Consider the following 21415-nt stretch of genomic DNA (forward strand, 5'->3'; position numbering starts at 1 on the left):
TCAAAAAGTAATTAAATTAACTAATTGGGTATAATATATACCAAGCAACGTCCCTGAAGTTTTATTAAACATTTAATCTTGAACTGAGCACAGATTTTTAATTTCACCTCGAGGTGCTCTCTCCAGACCTAGGGGCTTTAGTAGTATGATGATGCTTTTCGCAGGAGATTGTTGGGGAGAGAGAGTAGAAAAATCTTTGCTAATCTCGCCTGACCCATTACGTATCGGATGCATAATCTAATCATAAAGAGCGCCCCGGATTATAAGAAAGCTGTAATCCGGGGAGCCTATTTGATAACGGCTATATTCCATGTCAAATATTTTTTTAATTTCGCTTTAATCTTTCATTAAAGATTAAAGGCTTAGGCTTTCTTCCTGTGCTTTTTGCAAGATTCCCAAAGTATCTTCAAGTTTAACTTTAATTTTATTGATTTCATCGGATACCTGATCAACACAAGTTCTGGTTGGAGCCAAAAACTGTGGCGGCGTGTTGAAACCTATTAAACTAATCGCCCAACGGGCAATGGCTGTCAAAATATCGGCTATTTTTGTCAATACTGGGCGATTGTCAGCCAGCTTTTGAGCGGCTTCTGCACCGTATTGACTACAGTGATTAAAAAATTTCTCTACATCCTGTGGAGCAATGTCTTCAATCAGTTTATTGCCCAACAATTGGTTTTTTGCATTTTTTATATTCGTATAAAACTCCTGAGCTATAGCGACAGTTGCTTGATCCTCAGATTGGGAGAGAGCGGTCATAAGTGTCTCAATTCCCTTGAAAGTTGGAATTTCAAAGCCCATAAAAGTTAATAACTCAACTCTTTCAGGAATTTTGTCCAGGATTGATTTGGTTTTAGTTTGAATATATTCATTAATTTGTTCGAGATTCATCTTGGCAAAAAGATGGATCTGTTTATCCATGGTTCTCCCAAGAAGCTGATACAATTCTGTTGCAGCTTGTAGTCGAATTTTCTCATTAGGATCAACTTGTTTAAAAACTTCTGTCTTAATAATTTGATAAATAAATTCTTTACTATGGATTAGCTCTGCAATGGCCTTGGCCTTTTTGTTCGATATAGATTCAACAATGTAACTTTGGGAATCAGGAAATGCCATGCTTAATAATTGGGCATCACATTGTTGAGCAGTATATTGCAAAGCATCTTGTGGTGATATTTTCAGAGCTTGAGAGTAAATCTCTTCAATTTCCCTGATATCCAGGCTAAATTTACCTAATTTGACTTTGCTTAAAGCATTTAATTTTTCGTTTTCCTCAACAATTCTGTCGATGCTATCAAGTAATGTTTTTGTTAATTCATCAGAACTGGATAGTGCCGATAATTTATCTTGTAAAACCTTGCTTGAAAGTTTCGGCATGGCATAATCTATCATAGCTTTGACTAAAATTTTCTGGTCTTCCGCAGGCAAAATGCCTTCAAAAGGTGATTCTTCAGGCTGTTCTTTTACATACCTTTTAAACAAGAGATATTGCTCATCTATCTTTTCGTTACCCATGGCGAGCAAATGCAATGCCTGTTTAAACAATAGGTTGATGCAGTCATTATCTTGTGTAATTCCATATTGGGCTATCTGCATTTGCAAAACGGAGGTCATTGCTCTTAGAAAATGATTTTTAGGGGTAGACTCTGCATTTTTGATGTAGTCTGTTAATCGAGTGAGCTCATTGAGTTTGCTATAATAGTCACTTTTCCATAAATTCGCATGGCTTTTCATCTTTTCATATTCAGACTCAATCAGGTCTATTTTCATTTTGAAAGGACTGGTTAATGAAACAAGCCGCTTTAATTCTTGTAATACCAGAGATCTTCGGCTTAATGCATCCAGATCATTAGGGCACTTTCCTGATTTACTGGCTTCCAAGATTTCCTCAAAACGATAATTTTTTTCTGTCCATATCAATATATCCTGGTAATCATCCCTTATTTTTTTCAAATTATTCTCAGGATCAATGTCTTGCATGCATCTGGCGATATATCCAATTTTGCCAACTACTTGACTGTAATATTGTTCGCTAGTTAATCCACCCATGTTTATACCTACCTTGATAATGCCAAAAGATAATAAATTGCCCAAATAGTATCAATAATGAGTAAAAAACTCAAGGTCTAATCACTAAAAAGTTTCTATTTAGTAAATAATGTGTGAATTATGTTAAGAGCACAGATTTGCAATTGATTAGAGCAGTCTATGTGGGTAATAAAATTAACTTCATGAATAAAGATTTTATTAATTCAAAAATTTATTTCCATTGAGTAAATGGAAGTGTCATACACACTCTAAATTTACCTTTAAGAAAAAAGTATATTCAAACAATTCACAAAAAATCTTGACTGAATAATTTTAATACCAAATAATGAATTGATTGAAACATATTTTGATCAGTTTGCTATCTTTGATTTCTTTATGATTGCAGGGATTTCTTACAATAAGGAGGGGTATTATGGTAAGTCTGGAACATATACAAAAACTTATTTCGGAATGTAGGAAGTTGGGTGAAGGTGGTCTTGATAATGGTACTAATGGGTTGATTCCTGAGTTAGAAATCGATGTTGTTCCTCCCAGCGAGTTTTTAGGAGTAGGTAATAATCCGGCAATTTTTGTGAATTCTAAAACATATAAGTTAATGCGTACGACTCATGAAAAATGGGTTGAAAATAGAACAATAGTTTTTAAAAGTTATTTACTGTTCCAGCCGGCAATTAAAATTATTGGAGCGATTGTTCATGAAACTGGCCATGCTTTTAATGTCGCTGCCAAAATTCCCAATACTGAAGCCAATGCCTGTATTTTTGAAATCGAAGTCCTAATGAGATTATTTGAAGTTAAAAGCCCCTTGTTGTTAGGATGTACGGAACTGGATATGCAATCTTATTTTAAATCGCGATTAGCTGATTACGGTAAATGTTTGAAAGACTGCCAATGTCTAACTGATATGGTCAAATTGATTACTCATCAATTTAAGCTGAACGAGGCATCCAGCTCAGAGAAAGAAAATCTACAACCACTTCTGCCTATTTCAAATAAATGGTCCGGTTTATTCGCAAAGAAACAGACTGTTGCCAACAAGGATAAATTATTAACTTCTCCTGAGACTATCACACCAGAGGTTAAAATCCTGTTTTATCAATTAATCAAAGAGGGTTTTCATTCTCCTGATACAGCGATAAAGCTTAGTATGTAACAATGGTTTTGATTGATGCTGGTTGCTGCTATTGTAGGAATGGGGCATGCCAAAATGAATTTTGGCATGCCCTGAAATACTTCAAAAGTAATGTTTAATTTACTGTGGCGGAAATAAATCCTGGAATTTGACACGGCTTTTCACATGCAAAGCTTTTTTCCTAACCTTGGATAAATCAAATACCTTATAGATAATGACCGGTATTATGAAGCTGACTACACCAATGATAAATGATAATTTATAGATTGGATCTTTATTTAGCAGTAAGAAAAACAAGGATCCAACCATTAATATAACAGCAAGAATTCCAGTATAAGGTGAATAAGGTGTTACATAACGGAGATCTTTAATAGAGTAACCGGCTTTATACAAACGATTTCTAAAGCTGATCTGTGCGATACACAAAGAAAGCCAGGCCAGAGTACCAGTAAATCCAGATACTAATAATAAAGCGATATAGAGTTTCGTTTGACCAAAAAAGTAACCCACGCCTAAAAGAATCCAAACTCCAATTAGTGTAGCAATCACGGCATTTTGAGGGACTGCATTTTGATTAAACTTGGCAAGGACATGCGGAGCCATACCATCTCGCGCCAAAGCATTTAAAGAACGCACGGCACCATAGAATCCTGAGTTAGCACAGGATAAGGTTGCAGAAAGAGTGACAAAACTGGTTACTGCTCCTGCCCATTTCAATCCGTAGAAATTAAGTGCATCAGCAAAGACAGAGTTGGATAATCCCGCCTTTTGCCAGGGAAAAATTAAAACCAGGCAAAACACCGGAATGATGTAGAGAAACAGGATTCTGAAAGTAACATTGCGGATGGCGTGAGGGATCATACGGGCGGGGTTTTCTGATTCTCCCGCTGCAAGTCCTATGATTTCAGATCCTTGATAATTGACCAGCAAAAGAACCATGGCTGTCAATAATGACATTGCCCCATTAGGTAACAAGCCTCCATCACCTAACAGGTACTTAAATCCTATCATACCGGGTGGTTCTGAGCCATGAATGAGACCAAAGAAAATGAGTATTGCCAGGAAAACAAAGGCTAGCAATGAAATAATTTTAATTAATGCAAGCCAGAATTCAATTTCACCGAACGTATCGACTTTGGCAAGATTAATATAGGTAATGATTAATCCAAAACATATCACCCATATGTAGCCGCTGACTCCTGTAAACAATTCCATTATGATCCCCCCGGCAACACATTCAGCGGGGATATAGGCAACCCAGGTAATCCAATATGACCACCCGACGCCACAAGCGACAGTTGGGGATATAAAATCAGAAGTGTAAGTAACAAAAGAGCCGGAAATTGGTATAGCAACTGCTAATTCACCCATACATAACATGGTTAGGTAAATTATTAACCCACCAAGTAAATAGGCAATAAAAACAGAGGGACCAACAAGATTAATTACTTCACCGGTTCCCAAAAAATATCCTGAGCCGATAATTCCACCTAGTGCAATCAGTTGGACATGACGATCCTTTAAACCACGTCTGTAACCACTGTCTTTAATGGGTTTTGATAGGGTTGGAATATTAGTCTTCACGGGCTGTTTTTTCTCACTATGTTAGTAAAAATAATAGAGCTAATGTTATATTTATCCATATAAATTTAAAACTGCTCCGGATTAAAAAATATTTTTCATCTAATTGATAACTATCATTTTTGTTACATGGAAATAACAGAAATGCTGCTCCAAAATGAAAAATTTCGCGTTTATAGCATAAATTTTGAACTTTTAAAAGGAACAATTTTATTAATTTTTAATTTTTTATCTCTCTTCATTTTGATGGAAAAACTGAGTTTCACATTGATATGGATATCCAGGTGTTTCACTTATATTTGCAAATTCAGTTCCTGTTTTGACCAAAAAAGCCAATTAATGTAGGATAAATGCGTTATTTGATGTGAATTAAGGAAAGACTATGTTGCGATGGAGCGTGTTAATTTGTATCTCTTTGTTTCTACCTTTATCTGCTTATGCAGACAAATCCGAGTGTATTAATCATCATTGCATTGCAGTAATTGATGCTGGAAGTTCCAGTTCACGATTACACATTTACGCTTATGATTTGGATGAAACAAGTACACCCATTGCAATTAGAGAGATTTGGAACCGAAAAGCTGTTCCTGGATTATCTACAATTGAGCATGAAAACAAATCGGTGTCGGCTTATATGGAGAAATTGTTTTCAGATGCCCCAGCTGTTTTGATGCCAGTTTATTTTTATTCCACTGCGGGTATGAGATTGTTACCTAAAACTCACCACAGAAACGTCAATCAATTGGTAGCTGATTGGTTTGACAGGCAATATTATTGGCGACTTGTGACAGCAAGAACTATTTCTGGCACAGAGGAAGGTATTTTTGCCTGGCTTGCAACCAATTATCAACTAAACCTGTTTCAACAAGAGTCGCAACCTTTGGCTGGTGTGATGGATATTGGTGGAGCTTCTGTTCAGATTGTTATTCCTGTTTTAAATCCCTCTTTGGTGGATCATGAGCATACAACCACAATTCGTCTCTACGGCAGAGAGTATACGGTTTTCTCGCATAGTTTTCTTGGTCTTGGTCAGAATGAAATGGGTCATCAGTTTTTTGATTTAAAATTCTGTTTTCCAGAGGAATACGAATTACCAAGTGGGCGGCAAGCTCGAGGGGATGCCTATGCTTGTAAAGATGAAATTGCCATTTTGGTCAATAGTGTTCATTCTGTAAGCCGAAAGATTAAATCGGTACTGGCCGCTAACCCTATTGAAAAATGGTATATTTTGGGCGGCATTACTTTTATGCTGAATGACAAACTATTTTCTCTGGACAACCAATATTTTACCAATCGTGATCTTATTTCCTTTGCTGATCAAAGCATTTGCCATCAAAAATGGTCAACTCTTGAAGACCTCTATCCAGATAACCTCATGGTTTTCAACTATTGCATGCTGCCTTCCTACCTCTACGCTTTATTAGTTCACGGTTATGGACTTAAGAGTTACCAGAAAGTTAATTTCATGCCGAATAGCAAGAATATTGATTGGACCTTAGGTGTAGTATTGCAACATAAGCAATCTTAAGTATACTTTCCTTTATGCCGTTGTAGCTCAGTTGGTAGAGCAATTGATTCGTAATCAAGAGGTCGGAGGTTCGACTCCTCTCAGCGGCATAATAAAATCAATAAGTTATAAATTGCAGTTTAAAAATTTAAAAAATTTGGTACCTTTTTTGGTACCACTTTTCAAATGTAATTGATAGACATTAATTGATATCAATACAACGGTTATTTTGGGGCATTCTCAAATATTAGCCGCATTTTATCAAGCACAAAGTTTCTAAACACATGACCTCTTCGTTGAACGGATCTTTCTAAATTTATTCGATCTAAATGAGAACAAAATATAATGTAAATAATCATTTTGTGAGTTTATTTGGATCATAGTGTAAAAAAATACTACTTAAACCAATTGTTTTGGTGGAATAATAAAACTATAATCCGAACCTGTTATTCAAGGATATTAATAAGGAGATGTTATGAAAATATATTATTCTAATAGAATTGATGACGATGAAGACAAGGACGAATATATGCCTTGGTAATCAAAGGAGATAAATATCTCCTTTGAAAGTAGTATCGATATGAAAATAGTTCTAAACAATGATGTACTTGCAGTCATCGATGACTTCCTAGAGTTACAATCTTTTGAAAAAATTTGGAATTTTATTCAAACTGAAAAATTTAAGTTTATCCATTCTTCTAGATGGGTAAATGCTTTTAGTCTTGAGGATGGTTCTCCTTTATGGGGCAACGTTACTATTTCTCATCCTAGGCCTGAGGCTTGCACAACAGAGCAAGTTTATCCTACAAACTCAACCATTGATTTATTTATACAAGAACTAATCACAAGCTCGTCTGAGTATCATCATTTAATTGGTTTCAAGGATAGAGATTGGGATTTTTTCTATGCTAGACCCTATCTATATCCTAGAGGTTCAGGACTTTCTTGGCATACAGATGGTAAGTACAAAATTTCAGGTGCATATGTGTATTACTGCCATCCAATTTGGGACATAAATTGGGGAGCTGAGCTACTAATAAATCCTACTCCTCAACTTGACTTTAATTATCCCGAAGTGACGTTAATCAATAATAATATGAAAAAGGTAGGATACCATTTAAATAGTGCTGAATTGAATAAGTATGCTGCTGATGGAATTGGATATTATATTGTACCCAAACCAAACAGGTTGGTTATTTTTAAAAATAATATTCTGCATTGTATAAAAAAAGTAGAAAATTCAGCCGGTAGCCATGTAAGGGCGTCGATAACAGGTTTTTTTATGAGTAATGACAAAATAAATGAAACGAAAGAGGCTGAAAAAGAACGTTCAATCAAACAATAATTTGATTATTGTAAACATCAAGATATGACCTGACTGTAGTGAGCTGGTTCCAATCTAATTTGACGGCTAACAGCAAGAAGTAGTTAATATTGAAAATATGATTATTGAAATTAATGACAATATCAAAATCTGGAAAAAATTTAATCCCATTGAATTATCTATGGATCAAAACTTATTCAATTCAACTGATGTTGATCGAAATTTAGCGAAATTAGGATTTAATAAAGAACGAATTGAAATTAAAAATCGCTGGTTTGATGTGTTAACCCCAAGTGAATTAGTTCGAAAACGAAACAATTCTGATGGTTATTACAGAGTTGTTTATATTCAAATAAATGTGGAAAACGGCGAATATTATATCGGTAAAGCTAATCGCCCCAAATGGTCTGAATTAAAACGATATCAAGGGTCAGGATTAAAATTTGCAAATAAATTCAATAGACATTCAGATAAATTTGTACGTTTTTATATCGCATCATGCGAAACCGCGGAGGAAACTGAACTACTTGAATCATCACTAGTTGATTCAGAGCTTTTGTCTGATGAAAAGTGTCTTAATCTTGTAGTAGGTGGAGGTGGGACAACTAAATATCCATCAATTGCTGAAACAAGCAAAAAAAAACGTGAGTATATGAAAAACCATCCTAAACAATTTCAACCAATGCTTGAAGCATCAAAAAATGCTTTTCAATCAGGAGATACCCCAGCTCTTCGTATGCGTAGTCAAAGGATTAAGGAAGTTATGAGTGATAAAAAGTATCGCGAAATGACTAGTGAGCGAATAAAAAACTGGATAGCAGAAAATCCTGAAGAGTATGCTGAAGCCAGAAAAAATAATCATGAAGCAATTAAAACACCAGAATGCCAAGCAAAACGAAAAGCCAGTTTTGAAAATTGGGTTAAGAATAACCCAGAGGAACATCAAGCTTGGCAAGAAAAATTAATTTGCTTACGTACAACTCCAGAGGCTAATGAAAAACGTAAAGCATCACTAAAAGAATGGAGCGAAAAAAATCATGAAAAAGCCAATGCAAATGTAAGAAAAAGAGCTACTGCAGCCGCAGCAAAATTAAGTAAATCGGTTTGTATGATTGATTTACAATCTGGAGAAATTTTAAAAACATTTCCTAGCCAGCGTGCAGCAGCTAAATGGCTAGTAGAAAATGGTAAAGCTAAAAATTTGAATTGTGTTTCATCAATTAGTTCTGTTTGTTTGCATAAACCCTGCACAACCGGTTATGGTTATCGTAAACAGGCTTATGGATATGACTGGCGTTTTGCATCGGAAATTCAAATCAAGGATTAACATCTTATAGATGGGCTTTGGTAGCTGTGCTGTTATATTAGGTCAAAACTCATTTGTTGAAATTGTCAGATTAAATCTAGATATACAGATTAATTTACTCTGCCAAAATTATAGAAAAGCATCTGTTTTAATATGGTTGGATATTATGAAATGAATTTACTGCATGAAATCAGACCCACTCAAGCTCAAGAAAAAGTAAATTTTGTTATTTTTATCCCTAATTCTGATGAAGTGGAATTATCTAACTTTAAACTCAGAGAAGAGGATGTTCCCTATAATGAACAACCAAGTCATTATCAATTTAAAAAATGGTCCGCTTGGTGTTCAGCCCATTTCTCTTCCTATTGTTACAATATTAAGTATAAAAATACACTCTTAAGATGTAAGCAATTTTTGTATGACTTTGGGCCTTTATCAGCATTAGACCACGCTGCTTTATACGATCATTGGGTTTGGGAAATGAAGCCTTATGTATTGAATGAGGAAAATATTTGTTGGATTGGTTATGATTACTCAAAATCGAAAACGTTAACCTTTTTTTCCTATGGGACTAATATTGAACTTCGTCTTCTTGAAGGAAATTTGAAGGATGAAGAATTTTTAGAGCTTTGTAAATTTTTTTCTCCTCTTTCATCATCAAGTGAAATATTAGAAAAGAGTTTTTTTGAACTATCTTATTGGTCACGTTACCGCAATTGCATAGAAAATGCTTGCATTAACAGCAATGTATATAAACCACCTTCGAGTTTATGGAATTTAAGATGGCCAATGCATAATATCCTGAGAGGCAGCAACTCGGATTGTTATAGGAAGTACTCAAACCAACTTAACTTAGACTTTATTCCAGATAGCCAAATTATTTATGGTAATGAAAATCAAATAGAAGAAATTCAATTTGTCCTGTTCATCAGGGTCAGGTCTTGCTTTTTGCCAACTTCTAGTCAGAAGTCAAAAAGCAGGGCCTGCTCCCAGATATACTCTCAATTCAGAATCTGGAAATGCCAGGTTGTTAACTCTATTTAAAAACAAGCAGTGATTAATAAAACCATACTTTATTAATCATTTTTATGCTATATTTTGATTAATAAAAAGAGAGGTTATTAATCATGACATGGAATTGGCAGCTTGAGAATTGGCCTAATTTTATTTGGGACTCTGATAAATTAGTTGCGTTTGAACAGTCTTTTACTGAGGGTGCCGGTATTATTATTGGTTCTTCGCAACATATTTCTCAAGAAGGTAAGCAAAATTTGTTTATCGATCTAATGTGTACTGATGCTGTGGATAGCTCTGAAATTGAGGGAGAACATTTAAATAGAGACAGTGTTCAATCTTCTATAAAAAAAGAGTTAGGCTTGTTTACAGAAGCTCCTAGAGCCAGCTTGGCAGAGCGTGGGATCGCTAAAATGACGGTTAATTTATACCAAACGATTTCTAGTCCCCTAACACATCAGGTGTTATTTGAATGGCATCAATTTTTAATGGGTAATAGCCATCATTTGGAAAATATTGGTCAATATCGTAGCCATGAAGAAGCAATGCAAATTGTTTCTGGTCCTGATTATGATCGAAAAATCCATTTTGAAGCGCCTTCTTCAAAATGTGTTCCCGCTGAAATGGATCAATTTATTAATTGGTTCGAAAGGAGTTCTCCAACCGGTTCAGCGCCTTTATCCGCATTAACCCGAGCAGGAATAGCTCATTTATGGTTTGAGAGTATCCATCCTTTTGAAGATGGGAATGGAAGAATAGGGAGGGCTATAGCAGAAAAAGCCTTGTCCCAAGGTTTTTCAAAACCCGTCATGACGGTATTGGCAAAAATATTATTAAAAAAGAGAAAGGAATATTATCAGCAATTAGGTTTAGCAAGTAAAACCCTAGACCTGACATCCTGGCTTTTATGGTTTGCGAACATTGCTCTGGAGGCGCAACAAAGCACTTATATTTATATTGATTTTATTATTAAAAAATCTGTTATTTTAAAGGAAGCGGAAGGGAAAATTAATCCAAGGCAAGAAAAGGTGTTATTAAGATTATTTCATGCTGGGCCTGAGGGATTTGTAGGTGGTTTAAGTGCTAAAAATTATATGAGCATTACTGGCGCAACGATCGCTACAACAACCAGAGATCTAAATGACTTGGTTAAAAAAAATATTCTCAAACGAACTGGCGAACTTAAAGCGACTCGTTATTTTTTAAATCTCGAAAAGTTTTAAAAAGGATTTGTGAGCTTTGTACGCAGTGAGTTCCAAAATGGAACTTACTAAAACTTACAATTTGTCAGGTATTGTAAAATGTTTAGGTGAGATCCCTATTTTTAAATAAGTCAAAAAATTAAGTTAGATAAATTAAGAAACTCTATTTTTCTCTAAAGAAATTAACTCCCTTAATAGTGATTTAAGGTCAGCTCCTGATGAACTACGATGAAATCCCGGTCTTTTGAAGCACTCATGCTGTACATTTGGCGGGTTATGTATTTAAATATACGCCATCCAGATCGACAATGTTGCAATTTATGTTTTTTGATGACACTTATTTGAATTATAAAGCAAGAGTTAGTTACTCTTTGTTTTGCGCTAAAGATTTTAATGAAACCGCTGCTTTTATCAAGACTAATCGAATTTTAATGACCAGCACCGAGTTAGCCGCTTATATGCTGAAACCAGAAAATTACAAATATGCTATTATTGCTAGAATAAAGAATAACATTGTGGGCATTGTCTTATTCACGGATTTTGAATCGGAAGTATTTATTAATCACCTTTGTGTAAGCCCTATACATCGTTTTAAAGGGATCGGCTCAAATTTATTGAAAGAATTAAAAGCTTTTATGGGACAAAGAACAGTCTCTTATATAGATACAAGTAACAACTATATGCCTTGGATGGAAGTTTTGGATGTTTCTAAGAAAGCTGCGGTTATTAATCAATTAGGCTCATTTTATAAATGTAGTAGATGACAGCCAAAGTAATTCCTCATAAAAACATATTCGATTTTACCATCAAGAGATTTAATTGTTTGTAAATTCATTTGCATAATGTTTTGGATGGCTACTCCAATTTCAAACTAAATTTCTTGCCTCGATTGAAGTTTTCTTTTGTAAGTTTTCTATGCTTTTCTTAACACATGTAAGAATCATTGCGTGTATTGAAGAGCAGAGGCTGATTCACAAAATTTTGGCGCACATGAATCAACAGCAAAAATCGCAGGCATCAATTAAAGCATCATTAGGTATTCGTGCATCACCAACCAAGGTAGTTAGCCAAATGACACTATAAACAAAGAGTAAATGGCCATGAAATCATTATAAGGCTTGTTGTCGACCCGGATTTATAAATGGGCACAAATAGTACATAAAAATGAAGTAGTGCAGGGATGGTATGCGAAATTGTTCATGAAAATGGTCTGGGTGTTAATAAAAAATAATAGTTTCTTGTTACTATTTTAAGCTCTTTACTTTTGAAAAACAGGAAATAGGTGGTTTAAAAATTCCTATACTACTTTTGATTAAGCAGACCAATACAAGAAATTTTAAGAATAGTTGTCTAAAATAATATGAAAGTAATTTCTCTTGGGTAATTGACAATACATATGTTTAACAATGTCAATCTACTGAGGCAATACATGATAGATACGATAATCTTTGATTTTGACGGTGTAATACTTAACAGTGAACCCATGCATTTTGAAGCGATAGTCCAAGTACTGAATCAATCGGGGATTAGTCTTGATTATGAAGAATATATGAGTCATTACCTGGGATTAAGCGATATCAGTATATTTCCCAAAATACTGAATGATAAGGGTCTTGCTTTCTCCTCAACTGAAATACATCGACTTATAGAACGCAAGGTCACAGTTTATAATGAGTTAATCGAGAACAGTGAGCAATTACCTATGACTCAGGATCTGGATTGGTTTTTAGTTCGAGCAGAGAAAAAATATGGAAAAATCGGTATCTGCAGCGGATCCAATCGTTATTCGATAATAAAAATTCTTGAAAAAATTCATTATGGCCGTTTAGCTAGGTTTTTTACAACGATAGTAAGTTCGGAAGATGTGAGTTTGGGTAAACCGTCTCCAGAAGGTTATTTGCTGGCAGCGCATCGTTTGCAATCCAAGCCTGAAAACTGTTTGGCTATAGAGGATTCGGAACACGGCGTAGCAGCTGCGAAAGCGGGAGGAATGCTGGTTGCGGGTTTACTGACAACCCTGAGCAGGGATCAGCTTGCCAATGCGGATATGATTGTGCATGATTTTAAAGAGCTGGCTTATTTGTTGAACTCCCACTAAAAAGAGGCAGGTTACACTGATTTGAATTAGGGTCAAATCCTGATCAATCCCGTCAAATTTTAAAAAAAGATATATAAAACAGCAGATTGTAAAATATGAAGAATAGACATGCATGGTAGTTCGTGATCTAATTCATTAGAAGCATTTAACTTTTTATAAAGTGAGTAAAAAACCACTGATACAAGCTTTTTCTTATATCAGTAATTATGCCTTAGATTGGGGAAATTATAATTGTGTAAAATTATGACGGTATCGTTCAGGCTCTGACCCGAACTCGTATTCATGATCCTGATGTATACAAGCTTGCAGTATATAAATTAGTGGAGTGAATAACGGCAATTAATAATTATGAGTAATTATGTACGTATTTGGTGTAGAGCCAAAAACTGGCAATACTTCAGAGTTTTACACTGTTGATTATTTAAAACATGCCATTGCTATTGGCTGCTTCATCAGGAATAGGTTGTATGACATCCCAGTGTTCATAAATTTTCCCATTTTCCAAGCGGAAAATATCAATAATGGCCCGTCCTTTAGTATCCGGCTCCAATACAGAATGAACATGTACCACAACATAATCTCCATCAGCAATGATGCGTTTTATCTCGCTATGAGATTGAGGGTAGGTATTTTTTAAATAAGTAAGATAATTTTTTAATCCATCCAAACCATCTTGTGCCATCGGATTATGTTGAATATACCAGGACCCCAGATAATTTTGTGCTTCATCAAAATTTTTTTCATTTAATGCTTTTTGATAAAACTGCGTTACGATTTGTTTATTCGTTTCCTGAACGGATCCTGCGACTCCCAAAGCGGCATGACTCATTAAATAACTGGCTAGGGTTAACATGACTTGTCGTTTCATTGGTACTCCTTGTTGTTAAAATCATTTAAAAAATACCCTAGATCATTTCAATTAACAATTAGTTACTAATTGGTAACTAGAAATCAATCGAGCCTGACCCCATTGATTATTGTGTCCGAAGCTTTTAATTTTAATTTGCAGTCAGGAAGGGCATGATCACCTGAGAAGGCAGAGGCGTTTTTGGAAGTATGACATGACAGCAAGCCGTAGCCCGTTTGCTTGCAAACGGGATTTTACGTTAATCATTGGATCCTCGTTTTATCATTTTAAGCATAGATACACCCATCTCATAATCAATTTGAGGCTGAGTGACTGAAATTGCCAGCTTATCCATTAATACTTTGCTATTAAAGAATTCTTTAAGACGATTTTAAGTTTCTAAAGACAACTCTTTAAAGTCGCGCCCTAAAAGACGGCAACCGCTTAATACATAATCTAAGTGCTCATTTAAAACAATGATCTGAATATTATTTTGTCAGCTTAAGGAGGCCAAATGCTCAATGGATCCATGTATTTTTAGTATGGATAGATTATGCTAGCGCCAAAAGCTACGAGGCACGCTCCAACCCACTGGTATTGAGATATCTTTTCACCAATAAAATAAGCAAATATTTGCGCAAAGACTACTGAGGTGTTACGGAGAGTAAGGGCAAGTCCCGCTTCAGAATGACGCAAGCCGATTAAAAATAGTAAGAAGGATAATGCGCTTATAATTCCCCCTAGAGAAGTTATTTTCCAATTTGATTTGACTTGTTCTTTGAATAATTGCCTTTGTTTTTTCTTCATCAAGAGAAAAACACAAGGCAAGCCTACCCATAAAGCTGCAGAAAAAAGTGCGGCCGGGTTTGCACCATGTGCTAAAGAACGACCATAGCATAAATGATAGCCCGCAATACAAATACCACATAGAATGGGGAATAATAATTGCCTTGATTCATCATTGTTAAAGGTTTGACTTGTAAGAATCAATCCCAAAAGGACAGAGGATACGCCCAGGATATTAAATAAATTTATATTTTCACCAAGGAAACATGCAGAGATAAACCAGACAATTATCATGGCACTCCCTCGCATAATAATGTAGGCTTTTCCAAGTGAAGACTGACTAAGACTGATAGCTAATGTGATTATATAACCCCCTTCAAATAAACCAGAGGTTAGCGCCCATAAAAAGGAATCAGATGTTTCAAACAAAGGACCAGAGAAAAAGGGAATAAATAGAAGTGAAAATATAGTTGCAAAACTCATAATTCCCAATACTTCGTAGTAGGGTGCTGAGTTACGTTTAGCAAAGGTATTCCATGCGGCATGGAGTATTGCGGATAAAATTATAAATATAGTAGAACTCATTTCAGTTCATTTATGAGTTAAATAATCGATTATTGTAACATTCAATCAATAGGCTATAGCATAATTTCTTTAAAGCGAATAGACGTTTAACGTAGTAAAAAAGTATCAAAAAGGAGATTAATAGCTTGAAATAGTTCAGGGGGCAGCTTTTGCTTTTTGGCTGCTGCCCCCGAACTCACGTGTGGCCCTCGCCCTGGTAAATGCTTGTCTACATACTCAGTAAGAAAGTACTCAAAAATTTGACATATTCGAAAAATATTCTTCATCACAAAGCTTATCGAATTATAAGTTGCTATATGACCCAAGAGATATTTTTTGAAGTCAGCTACAGATGGCACAATGCATTACAAAGTCTATACTTAATGTTATTAGAAAAATAATGAACTAAAAAACTCTGAGGATAAGAAGAGCAAGATAATTTTTTGTAAAACACGTATAAATTCTAATCAAAATGCAACAGGAGTTTTACGATGCTTGGTCATGGAAGATTTAAGAAAGTTATTGCTTTAATGTTCTCGTTGAGCTCAATATTCATTTTGGCTTCTTGCACATTATCATCCAATGCCGGTAATGCCTTACAGGCTGATGGGCAATCGGCTGCACATGAACACCAAAAGCATAAAGGGCATGGCGGATATGGGGGTGGTCGTGGGGGAGGTGGTGTTGGCGGACGGTAATTTTCAAAAGTTTGCTTAAAATATATCCTGTTATATTATGGATGCTTATATTTTAAAATTTAAAAAGAATAATTTTAGTGAACTGGGCATTTTATGGAAGGAACCTATGGATAATAGTTGGTATGATAACAATAGCAAATTATCTGTAATGGGAATAATTTGTTTGATTATTTTTTTAGTTCTCTTGTTCTTTAGTCTGTTTATAATGCCTTTTTTAATCTGGGAATTGCATTATAATGTTCCCGATTTTGTTAGCAGGATGATGGCATACCTGGAAGACACATATTATTATTCTTCACCTGTAAGTAAAATTCTTGTCTGGTTAACTTTTTTTATACCTAGCTTAATTACAGGGTATTTTTCCTATTACATTTCTCGGAATATTGATAAGAAAAATTTGCTGAAAGACGCAAACATTGATGAAGAACAATCAAAAGAAGCGTCTTCAGAAACTAATAAACAGATTAAGGAGTCAGCAAGTCTAGGATTTAAAATTCTTATTCTAATGGTGGCTATTATTTTAATCATTTTCTTATTACAAGAATTCGTTAAGTTCACATCATAGCTTGAAGTACTCCTGTGTTTTCTGCAGACATAGAGAAAAGATGTGCTTCAAAAGTTCTTAAGGTAAAAATTTCCTCAAACAGATGGTAAATTAACTATATATATTTTGATTTGGATTTTTTATGAAAAAAAGCATTAAGCGCTCTTCTGATACCCTTTTAGAAATTGCAAACCATAAGGATTTAAAAGGGGAAGTAACCTATCAACGAATTTTGCAAGTGCTTGGAGAGCGTGCTTTTGGAGTTGTGCTTTTATTTTTTGCATTGCCGAGCGCTCTGCCTTTTTCATTTATTCCTGGTATCTCCCTGATTTTTAGTGTTCCAATATTGCTATTTGCATTTCAAATGGTTTTTGCTAGAAAAACAATGTGGCTACCCAAAATTATTGCGGAACGAACTATTCACCAGGAAACAATAACCAAGTTTATACATAAAACCGTTCCTTATTTGATTAGAGTTGAATATTTTTTAAAACCCAGATGGTTGTTTATGACTTCCCGCTTTATGGAAATAATCAATGGAATTGTTATTTTCTTCCTTGCTCTATTATTGATGTTACCAATTCCATTTAGTAATTTTATTTTTGCTACCATATTAATTATTATTAGCTTGGGATTGATAGAAAAAGATGGGCTATTTCTCATTATAGGGTATCTTGGGGTTATGATTTATGCAAATTTTGTCTATCTGTTTGTCTTGACAGCGATGAAACATTGGCTTAGTTGATTGATAGAAGGCTTATATTGTTAACCATTAAGTTTCATCTCTTTATCAAGATTTCTCATTATTTGGCTCTAAGTGGTTAAGCATATCATTACATAGACTTATATAGGTTCTTTTTTCGGTTTTATTGAAAATGGGTTTGGAGTAGTGTAAGTATTTTCTTGTGGAGTTATTTCTTCTTTAGTGAAGTCTTTTTCCTGTTTGGGTAACGCTAAATTAGGTTTCATAAAAATTTCACTTTCAATTCTTCTCAAACCAGTTTTCATCTGCTCATTATCAGGATCCTTTTTTAGGTCAAGCGCTAACTGCATACGGATTTCTGATAATGAACCTTTATAAAAACGCCCATTACCACAAGATAGACAAGCATCTTCTTTTGAGTTGGGTGGGATAAAAAACGGTTTACCGTTTTTAGCTATCTTTTCTAAGTCTTCGTAAGCAATAAAAGTGTTATTACCGCTGGCCGCACCTTATAGTGAGTTTTAGCGATATGTTCAGATGCCTGTATCAGGTTTACTCTTTCTGGACCTTGTCATGCCTTAGTCAATCGATATCAATTTTGTCATCAATTCTTTCAAGGGAATGCTTGGTCTTCCATGTCTTTGAAATGATGATGTAAAGCTTGCTTTATCACAAGCTCTCATCAATCGGTAACAGCACAATGATCCATAAATTAAAAATAATAGGCGTGCTATCGAAAAAGCTTCTAATATGCGTTTTTTAGATTCAAAATTTATATAATTTTTAAAACAAAAACTCTTGAGCTTCAGATAGGCATCATCTTTGTCTGTTAGTGCATGATGTTTTTTTATTTGTTGCAACCAATTTAGCAAGGAAAAAAATGGATGCGAAATCACTATTTCACCCAAATCAATGATGGTGATATCTTGCGATACATCATCTATGAGTGTGTTGTTGTCATTAAAATCAGGTTGGACAATCGTTTGTTTGATAGAGTAGCCAGATAATTTTTTACATAAATTAAAAACCTTCGGGCACAATGCTTCCAAGTTGCTAATTTCTATTTCTGATAGTCCATCTGCTATTAATATGTCTTTTTGAGACAGCAATTGCATGTATAAGTCCGGTAATTTATCCAGGCGCCAGTCAGGAACATCAATATCAAGAAAAACATCCACATGATCTGCAACAGTCAATTGAAGTAATGTAAATTGATTAACAGCTTTGTGAAGCAATACCATATCGAATTTCTTTTTTAGAATTTCTCTCAAAGATTGGCCTGCATCCTTCATTAAAAAACAATTTAATTCAGCATTGTGTGCGATAATTTTGGGAACAGGGGCATGAAATTGATCTCGCAAAGTTTGGATAATGGTTGCCTCCAGTGCAAGCTGTTCTGGTGTATGTTTCAAATAAATGTAACCATCAGATGTTGCAAAACGAGCGACATAAGACCAAGGTGTATCTTGTACAGTTTCTGGCAGATTGTTTTTTAGTTTATAACCATGAGATGAAAGGAATTGGCAACCCCATTGGATAATTTCTTTATTCGGATGAATTGCCATAGATAACCTTTTTATATAATTCTAACTTTCTATGTTTTCTAATAGAACACTTGGTTATTCCCAATAGGAAAGCTTCGTTTTATTTTAAAGAATCTGGAATAATTCGCCAGCCATAGATAATCGGTTAATTGTATCATTAGCAGTAATGCAAGTGTCAGATTCATTTGATTCTTCTTATTAAACATGTAATTATCTGCATCTTTTTTAACGATGGTTATGAAAACAATGCGTGTATTGAAAGGGATTTTTTTTACATTTTGTGGGATTATTTTTTGCTTTAATTCTCATGCTGCTTTGGATCATGACAAACTGGTTGATTATATATCTCTTGGTGAATTCCCCAGGGAAACAGCAGAAATTACCTTAAAAAAAACGCCGCCTTTAGACACGCTTTCAGTACATTATGATCTGCAATTATATAAAATTAATTATAAAACCCGGGCACCAGATGGAAGCTTGACTATTGCCTCAGGATTAGTTGCAATGCCAACTCATCCTGTGGGGCAAGTGGGAATTGTTAGCTATCAACATGGCACCCGATTTGAACGCAATGATGTACCTTCCAGAAATAATGAAAAAAACTATATATACCTTGCTGCCTATGGCAATAGTGCAGGTTACATGACGGTGATGCCTGATTATCTTGGTTTGGGCGATAATGAATTAACACTTCATCCTTATGTTCAGGCAGAAACTCTTGCCAGCAGTAGCATTGACATGTTGCTTGCCGCTAAGGAGTTAGCCAACAGGTTACATTACCCAATCAGTGATAAGTTATATCTGGCTGGCTATTCAGAGGGCGGATTTTCAACTATTGTTATGTTTCAAATGCTTGCAAAAGAGTATCCTGATTTACCTGTCACTGCGGTTGCCCCAGGTTCAGCTCCTTATGGTTGGGAAGAAACCATGCATTTTGTGATGTTGGAACCAGGACCTCGAGCTACTGCCTATCTGGCTTATTTCTTTTATGCGCTGCAAACTTATAAGAATTATTGGTCTAATTTTGATGAAATTTTTGTTCCACCATACAATACGCTTATTCCAGAATTGATGGATGGATATCATACTGTTGCCGAAATTCTTCAAGCCTTGCCACAAAATCCCCTAATTATTTTTCAACCTGATTTCTCTAATGGAATTATTAGTAAGACAGATCGAAATACCGAGATTTTAAAAATTAATTTCAACCACTACGACTTTATACCCACAGCCCCTTTGTTATTGGTAGGTACTAAAGGTGATCGTGATGTACCTTATGCCGGAGCTGAAATGGCTTATCATTCTTTTAGAAAATATAGTGATTTTGTGTGGATTAAATCCGTCAGTGACACATTGGATCATGTCCAGGCCCATCCTTTTGTACTTAAAGAGCAGGTGGATTTTTTTAAACAATTTGAGTGTCAAGAAGCAGTGAGTCAGTAAGATCACTTAGCGAAACTCAGCAAATATAGCCTTGATGTAGCAGTCAAGCTAAATGAAAATGGTTTAAGAATGATCTTAGGCAGCCAGCTATGGAGCCAGGGTGCTCCTGTTGTACGGTTAGTGATTGATCCATAGTTGCGTCATAAATTCGCTTATAACTTAATGCCGCAAAAACTCCATTGAGTTGGTTGGCAATTTTTAGCGCATCTATTAAATCAGTTTCGTCATGCAGATCTAACCAACGAGTAATACATTGTCGTTGCAATGTTTCATATATTTTATCGGTTTGTTTTATTTGATAAAAGTAAGTCATGTTCCACAAGCAACCATTTAAAGAAAAAAACGGATGGCTGATAACAGTTTCTCCCCAGTCAATGATGCTTATGGCTCCTGTCTTTTGATTAAGAACCATGTTATTTTCATGAAAATCGCAATGATTAATCGTTTCTGGAATTTGGTAATTGGATAATGACTCACATAAATTAATGCAAATTTCGTGGGCTTTGTTTAGGAAGGTAATTTCATCTGTTGATAGGCCATCACTTATTAATAGCTCTTCTTGTTGTATCAGCTGGTAATAAAGTGAAGAAAATTTTTCAAGCCGCCAATCGGGAATACCCAATCTTATGAGCTGTGGCAGTTTGTTTTCTAATGTTCGTTGAATTTTAGTATAATTTAGAATCCCTGCCTTAAGCATTTCCAAATCAATTTTTTCTTTAAACAGATTCCGTAAGGTCTCCTCGCCACAAGACAGCATCAAAAAGCAATGTAAATGCTTGTTTTTCGCAATTATTGTTGGGATATGGCGGCATCGTTGTTCATGAAGACAGGCTATTGTTTGGGGTTCCAGGTACAACATTTCCGGTGTTTGTTTTAGATAATAAACATTATTTTTGGAAGTGGTGATTCTATGTACAGTTGAATAAGAGGTTTCAATAATTTTCTGTTGATTAATGATTTTAAATTCATCACTTAATTCCAGATGCTCCAGAGCCCATTTTAAGGCGAGTTCATTTTCTATTTGCTTTTGATGTGTATTCCGGAGCGAAATGATCACCAATTCCGGCGGCATT

At 35.1% G+C, this 21415-nt stretch carries 19 protein-coding genes, 1 tRNA gene and 1 pseudogene; 14 read left to right on the top strand and 7 right to left on the bottom strand.

The features are described from left to right. Window positions 1-354: 354 nt before the first annotated feature. Window positions 355-2049 carry a hypothetical protein gene (locus CC34_RS0103730; protein ID WP_028379161.1) on the bottom strand — a complete coding sequence of 565 codons (1695 nt, stop codon included), beginning with the start codon at window positions 2047-2049 and terminating at the stop codon, window positions 355-357. 412 nt (window positions 2050-2461) lie between these two features. Here CC34_RS0103730 and CC34_RS0103735 point away from each other — a divergent pair, with 412 nt between their 5' ends. Continuing rightward, window positions 2462-3202 (top strand): hypothetical protein, encoded by a 741-nt coding sequence (locus CC34_RS0103735; protein ID WP_028379162.1) that lies wholly within the window; start codon window positions 2462-2464, stop codon window positions 3200-3202. A gap of 99 nt (window positions 3203-3301) precedes the next feature. Here the strand turns inward: CC34_RS0103735 and CC34_RS0103740 are convergent, their stop codons facing one another. Continuing rightward, the gene (locus CC34_RS0103740; RefSeq protein WP_027227670.1) at window positions 3302-4765 is read right to left on the bottom strand and encodes an amino acid permease; all 1464 of its coding nucleotides are present in this window, start codon (window positions 4763-4765) and stop codon (window positions 3302-3304) included. A gap of 379 nt (window positions 4766-5144) precedes the next feature. On the opposite strand from CC34_RS0103740, the gene CC34_RS0103750 reads away from it, so the two are divergent. The 9 genes and pseudogenes from CC34_RS0103750 to CC34_RS0103790 all read left to right on the top strand — a co-directional run bounded on the left by CC34_RS0103750 (window position 5145) and on the right by CC34_RS0103790 (window position 13213). Then, window positions 5145-6290 (top strand): multidrug DMT transporter permease, encoded by a 1146-nt coding sequence (locus CC34_RS0103750; protein ID WP_027227672.1) that lies wholly within the window; start codon window positions 5145-5147, stop codon window positions 6288-6290. Window positions 6291-6306: 16 nt separating this feature from the next. Next, window positions 6307-6379, top strand: a tRNA-Thr gene (locus CC34_RS0103755). A 470-nt stretch (window positions 6380-6849) separates the two neighbouring features. Then, complete coding sequence (locus CC34_RS0103760; protein WP_028379164.1) at window positions 6850-7614, top strand: 2OG-Fe(II) oxygenase; 765 nt, start codon at window positions 6850-6852, stop codon at window positions 7612-7614. Between the two features lie 97 nt (window positions 7615-7711). Then, a complete protein-coding gene (locus CC34_RS0103765; protein WP_028379165.1) occupies window positions 7712-8920 on the top strand; it encodes a GIY-YIG nuclease family protein in 1209 nt (402 codons plus the stop codon). Window positions 8921-9070: 150 nt separating this feature from the next. Beyond that, window positions 9071-9826: pseudogene (locus tag CC34_RS01000000116140) on the top strand (hypothetical protein); the annotation flags it as partial. A gap of 200 nt (window positions 9827-10026) precedes the next feature. Further along, entirely contained in the window at window positions 10027-11136 is a 1110-nt protein-coding gene (locus CC34_RS0103780) for a Fic family protein (protein WP_028379166.1), read from the top strand. Between the two features lie 299 nt (window positions 11137-11435). After that, a complete protein-coding gene (locus CC34_RS0103785; protein WP_028379167.1) occupies window positions 11436-11879 on the top strand; it encodes a GNAT family N-acetyltransferase in 444 nt (147 codons plus the stop codon). 151 nt (window positions 11880-12030) lie between these two features. Further along, entirely contained in the window at window positions 12031-12198 is a 168-nt protein-coding gene (locus CC34_RS1000000117325; protein ID WP_161499094.1) for a hypothetical protein, read from the top strand. Between the two features lie 346 nt (window positions 12199-12544). Beyond that, on the top strand, window positions 12545-13213 hold the full coding sequence (locus tag CC34_RS0103790; RefSeq protein ID WP_027227678.1) for an HAD family hydrolase: 669 nt from the start codon (window positions 12545-12547) through the stop codon (window positions 13211-13213). Window positions 13214-13634: 421 nt separating this feature from the next. On the opposite strand, the gene CC34_RS0103795 is transcribed toward CC34_RS0103790, so the two are convergent. Together CC34_RS0103795 and CC34_RS0103805 are read right to left on the bottom strand one after the other, a co-directional pair. After that, window positions 13635-14081 carry a nuclear transport factor 2 family protein gene (locus CC34_RS0103795; protein WP_028379168.1) on the bottom strand — a complete coding sequence of 149 codons (447 nt, stop codon included), beginning with the start codon at window positions 14079-14081 and terminating at the stop codon, window positions 13635-13637. A 516-nt stretch (window positions 14082-14597) separates the two neighbouring features. Then, the gene (locus tag CC34_RS0103805) at window positions 14598-15431 is read right to left on the bottom strand and encodes a DMT family transporter (RefSeq protein ID WP_028379169.1); all 834 of its coding nucleotides are present in this window, start codon (window positions 15429-15431) and stop codon (window positions 14598-14600) included. Window positions 15432-15901: 470 nt separating this feature from the next. Between CC34_RS0103805 and CC34_RS0103810 the strand changes: the two genes are divergently transcribed. The 3 genes from CC34_RS0103810 to CC34_RS0103820 all read left to right on the top strand — a co-directional run bounded on the left by CC34_RS0103810 (window position 15902) and on the right by CC34_RS0103820 (window position 17397). Beyond that, the gene (locus tag CC34_RS0103810) at window positions 15902-16108 is read left to right on the top strand and encodes a hypothetical protein (protein WP_027227681.1); all 207 of its coding nucleotides are present in this window, start codon (window positions 15902-15904) and stop codon (window positions 16106-16108) included. 106 nt (window positions 16109-16214) lie between these two features. After that, complete coding sequence (locus CC34_RS0103815; RefSeq protein WP_028379170.1) at window positions 16215-16673, top strand: hypothetical protein; 459 nt, start codon at window positions 16215-16217, stop codon at window positions 16671-16673. A gap of 121 nt (window positions 16674-16794) precedes the next feature. Next, window positions 16795-17397 (top strand): exopolysaccharide biosynthesis protein, encoded by a 603-nt coding sequence (locus CC34_RS0103820; protein WP_028379171.1) that lies wholly within the window; start codon window positions 16795-16797, stop codon window positions 17395-17397. A gap of 98 nt (window positions 17398-17495) precedes the next feature. Here CC34_RS0103820 and CC34_RS1000000117330 read toward each other — a convergent pair whose 3' ends face one another. Then, window positions 17496-17705 carry a hypothetical protein gene (locus CC34_RS1000000117330; RefSeq protein ID WP_229309784.1) on the bottom strand — a complete coding sequence of 70 codons (210 nt, stop codon included), beginning with the start codon at window positions 17703-17705 and terminating at the stop codon, window positions 17496-17498. 228 nt (window positions 17706-17933) lie between these two features. Then, on the bottom strand, window positions 17934-18920 hold the full coding sequence (locus CC34_RS0103830; protein ID WP_028379172.1) for an aminoglycoside phosphotransferase family protein: 987 nt from the start codon (window positions 18918-18920) through the stop codon (window positions 17934-17936). Between the two features lie 210 nt (window positions 18921-19130). On the opposite strand from CC34_RS0103830, the gene CC34_RS0103835 reads away from it, so the two are divergent. Continuing rightward, the gene (locus CC34_RS0103835; protein WP_028379173.1) at window positions 19131-20342 is read left to right on the top strand and encodes an alpha/beta hydrolase family protein; all 1212 of its coding nucleotides are present in this window, start codon (window positions 19131-19133) and stop codon (window positions 20340-20342) included. A gap of 43 nt (window positions 20343-20385) precedes the next feature. On the opposite strand, the gene CC34_RS0103840 is transcribed toward CC34_RS0103835, so the two are convergent. Then, window positions 20386-21414: a phosphotransferase gene (locus CC34_RS0103840; protein WP_050598193.1), complete on the bottom strand. Its 1029-nt coding sequence runs from the start codon at window positions 21412-21414 to the stop codon at window positions 20386-20388. Window position 21415: the final 1 nt, after the last annotated feature.

Source organism: Legionella pneumophila subsp. fraseri (assembly GCF_000586315.1).
GTDB classification, from domain to species: domain Bacteria; phylum Pseudomonadota; class Gammaproteobacteria; order Legionellales; family Legionellaceae; genus Legionella; species Legionella pneumophila_B.

What these genes read in the sequence shown, in the direction of transcription:
- CC34_RS0103730 (WP_028379161.1), bottom strand. Translation starts at nt 2,049, where the DNA reads ATGGGTGGATTAACTAGCGAACAATATTACAGTCAAGTAGTTGGCAAA.
- CC34_RS0103735 (WP_028379162.1), top strand. Translation starts at nt 2,462, where the DNA reads ATGGTAAGTCTGGAACATATACAAAAACTTATTTCGGAATGTAGGAAG.
- CC34_RS0103750 (WP_027227672.1), top strand. Translation starts at nt 5,145, where the DNA reads ATGTTGCGATGGAGCGTGTTAATTTGTATCTCTTTGTTTCTACCTTTA.
- CC34_RS0103760 (WP_028379164.1), top strand. Translation starts at nt 6,850, where the DNA reads ATGAAAATAGTTCTAAACAATGATGTACTTGCAGTCATCGATGACTTC.
- CC34_RS0103765 (WP_028379165.1), top strand. Translation starts at nt 7,712, where the DNA reads ATGATTATTGAAATTAATGACAATATCAAAATCTGGAAAAAATTTAAT.
- CC34_RS0103780 (WP_028379166.1), top strand. Translation starts at nt 10,027, where the DNA reads ATGACATGGAATTGGCAGCTTGAGAATTGGCCTAATTTTATTTGGGAC.
- CC34_RS0103785 (WP_028379167.1), top strand. Translation starts at nt 11,436, where the DNA reads ATGTTTTTTGATGACACTTATTTGAATTATAAAGCAAGAGTTAGTTAC.
- CC34_RS1000000117325 (WP_161499094.1), top strand. Translation starts at nt 12,031, where the DNA reads ATGCTTTTCTTAACACATGTAAGAATCATTGCGTGTATTGAAGAGCAG.
- CC34_RS0103790 (WP_027227678.1), top strand. Translation starts at nt 12,545, where the DNA reads ATGATAGATACGATAATCTTTGATTTTGACGGTGTAATACTTAACAGT.
- CC34_RS0103795 (WP_028379168.1), bottom strand. Translation starts at nt 14,081, where the DNA reads ATGAAACGACAAGTCATGTTAACCCTAGCCAGTTATTTAATGAGTCAT.
- CC34_RS0103805 (WP_028379169.1), bottom strand. Translation starts at nt 15,431, where the DNA reads ATGAGTTCTACTATATTTATAATTTTATCCGCAATACTCCATGCCGCA.
- CC34_RS0103810 (WP_027227681.1), top strand. Translation starts at nt 15,902, where the DNA reads ATGCTTGGTCATGGAAGATTTAAGAAAGTTATTGCTTTAATGTTCTCG.
- CC34_RS0103815 (WP_028379170.1), top strand. Translation starts at nt 16,215, where the DNA reads ATGGATAATAGTTGGTATGATAACAATAGCAAATTATCTGTAATGGGA.
- CC34_RS0103820 (WP_028379171.1), top strand. Translation starts at nt 16,795, where the DNA reads ATGAAAAAAAGCATTAAGCGCTCTTCTGATACCCTTTTAGAAATTGCA.
- CC34_RS1000000117330 (WP_229309784.1), bottom strand. Translation starts at nt 17,705, where the DNA reads ATGCAGTTAGCGCTTGACCTAAAAAAGGATCCTGATAATGAGCAGATG.
- CC34_RS0103830 (WP_028379172.1), bottom strand. Translation starts at nt 18,920, where the DNA reads ATGGCAATTCATCCGAATAAAGAAATTATCCAATGGGGTTGCCAATTC.
- CC34_RS0103835 (WP_028379173.1), top strand. Translation starts at nt 19,131, where the DNA reads ATGGTTATGAAAACAATGCGTGTATTGAAAGGGATTTTTTTTACATTT.
- CC34_RS0103840 (WP_050598193.1), bottom strand. Translation starts at nt 21,414, where the DNA reads ATGCCGCCGGAATTGGTGATCATTTCGCTCCGGAATACACATCAAAAG.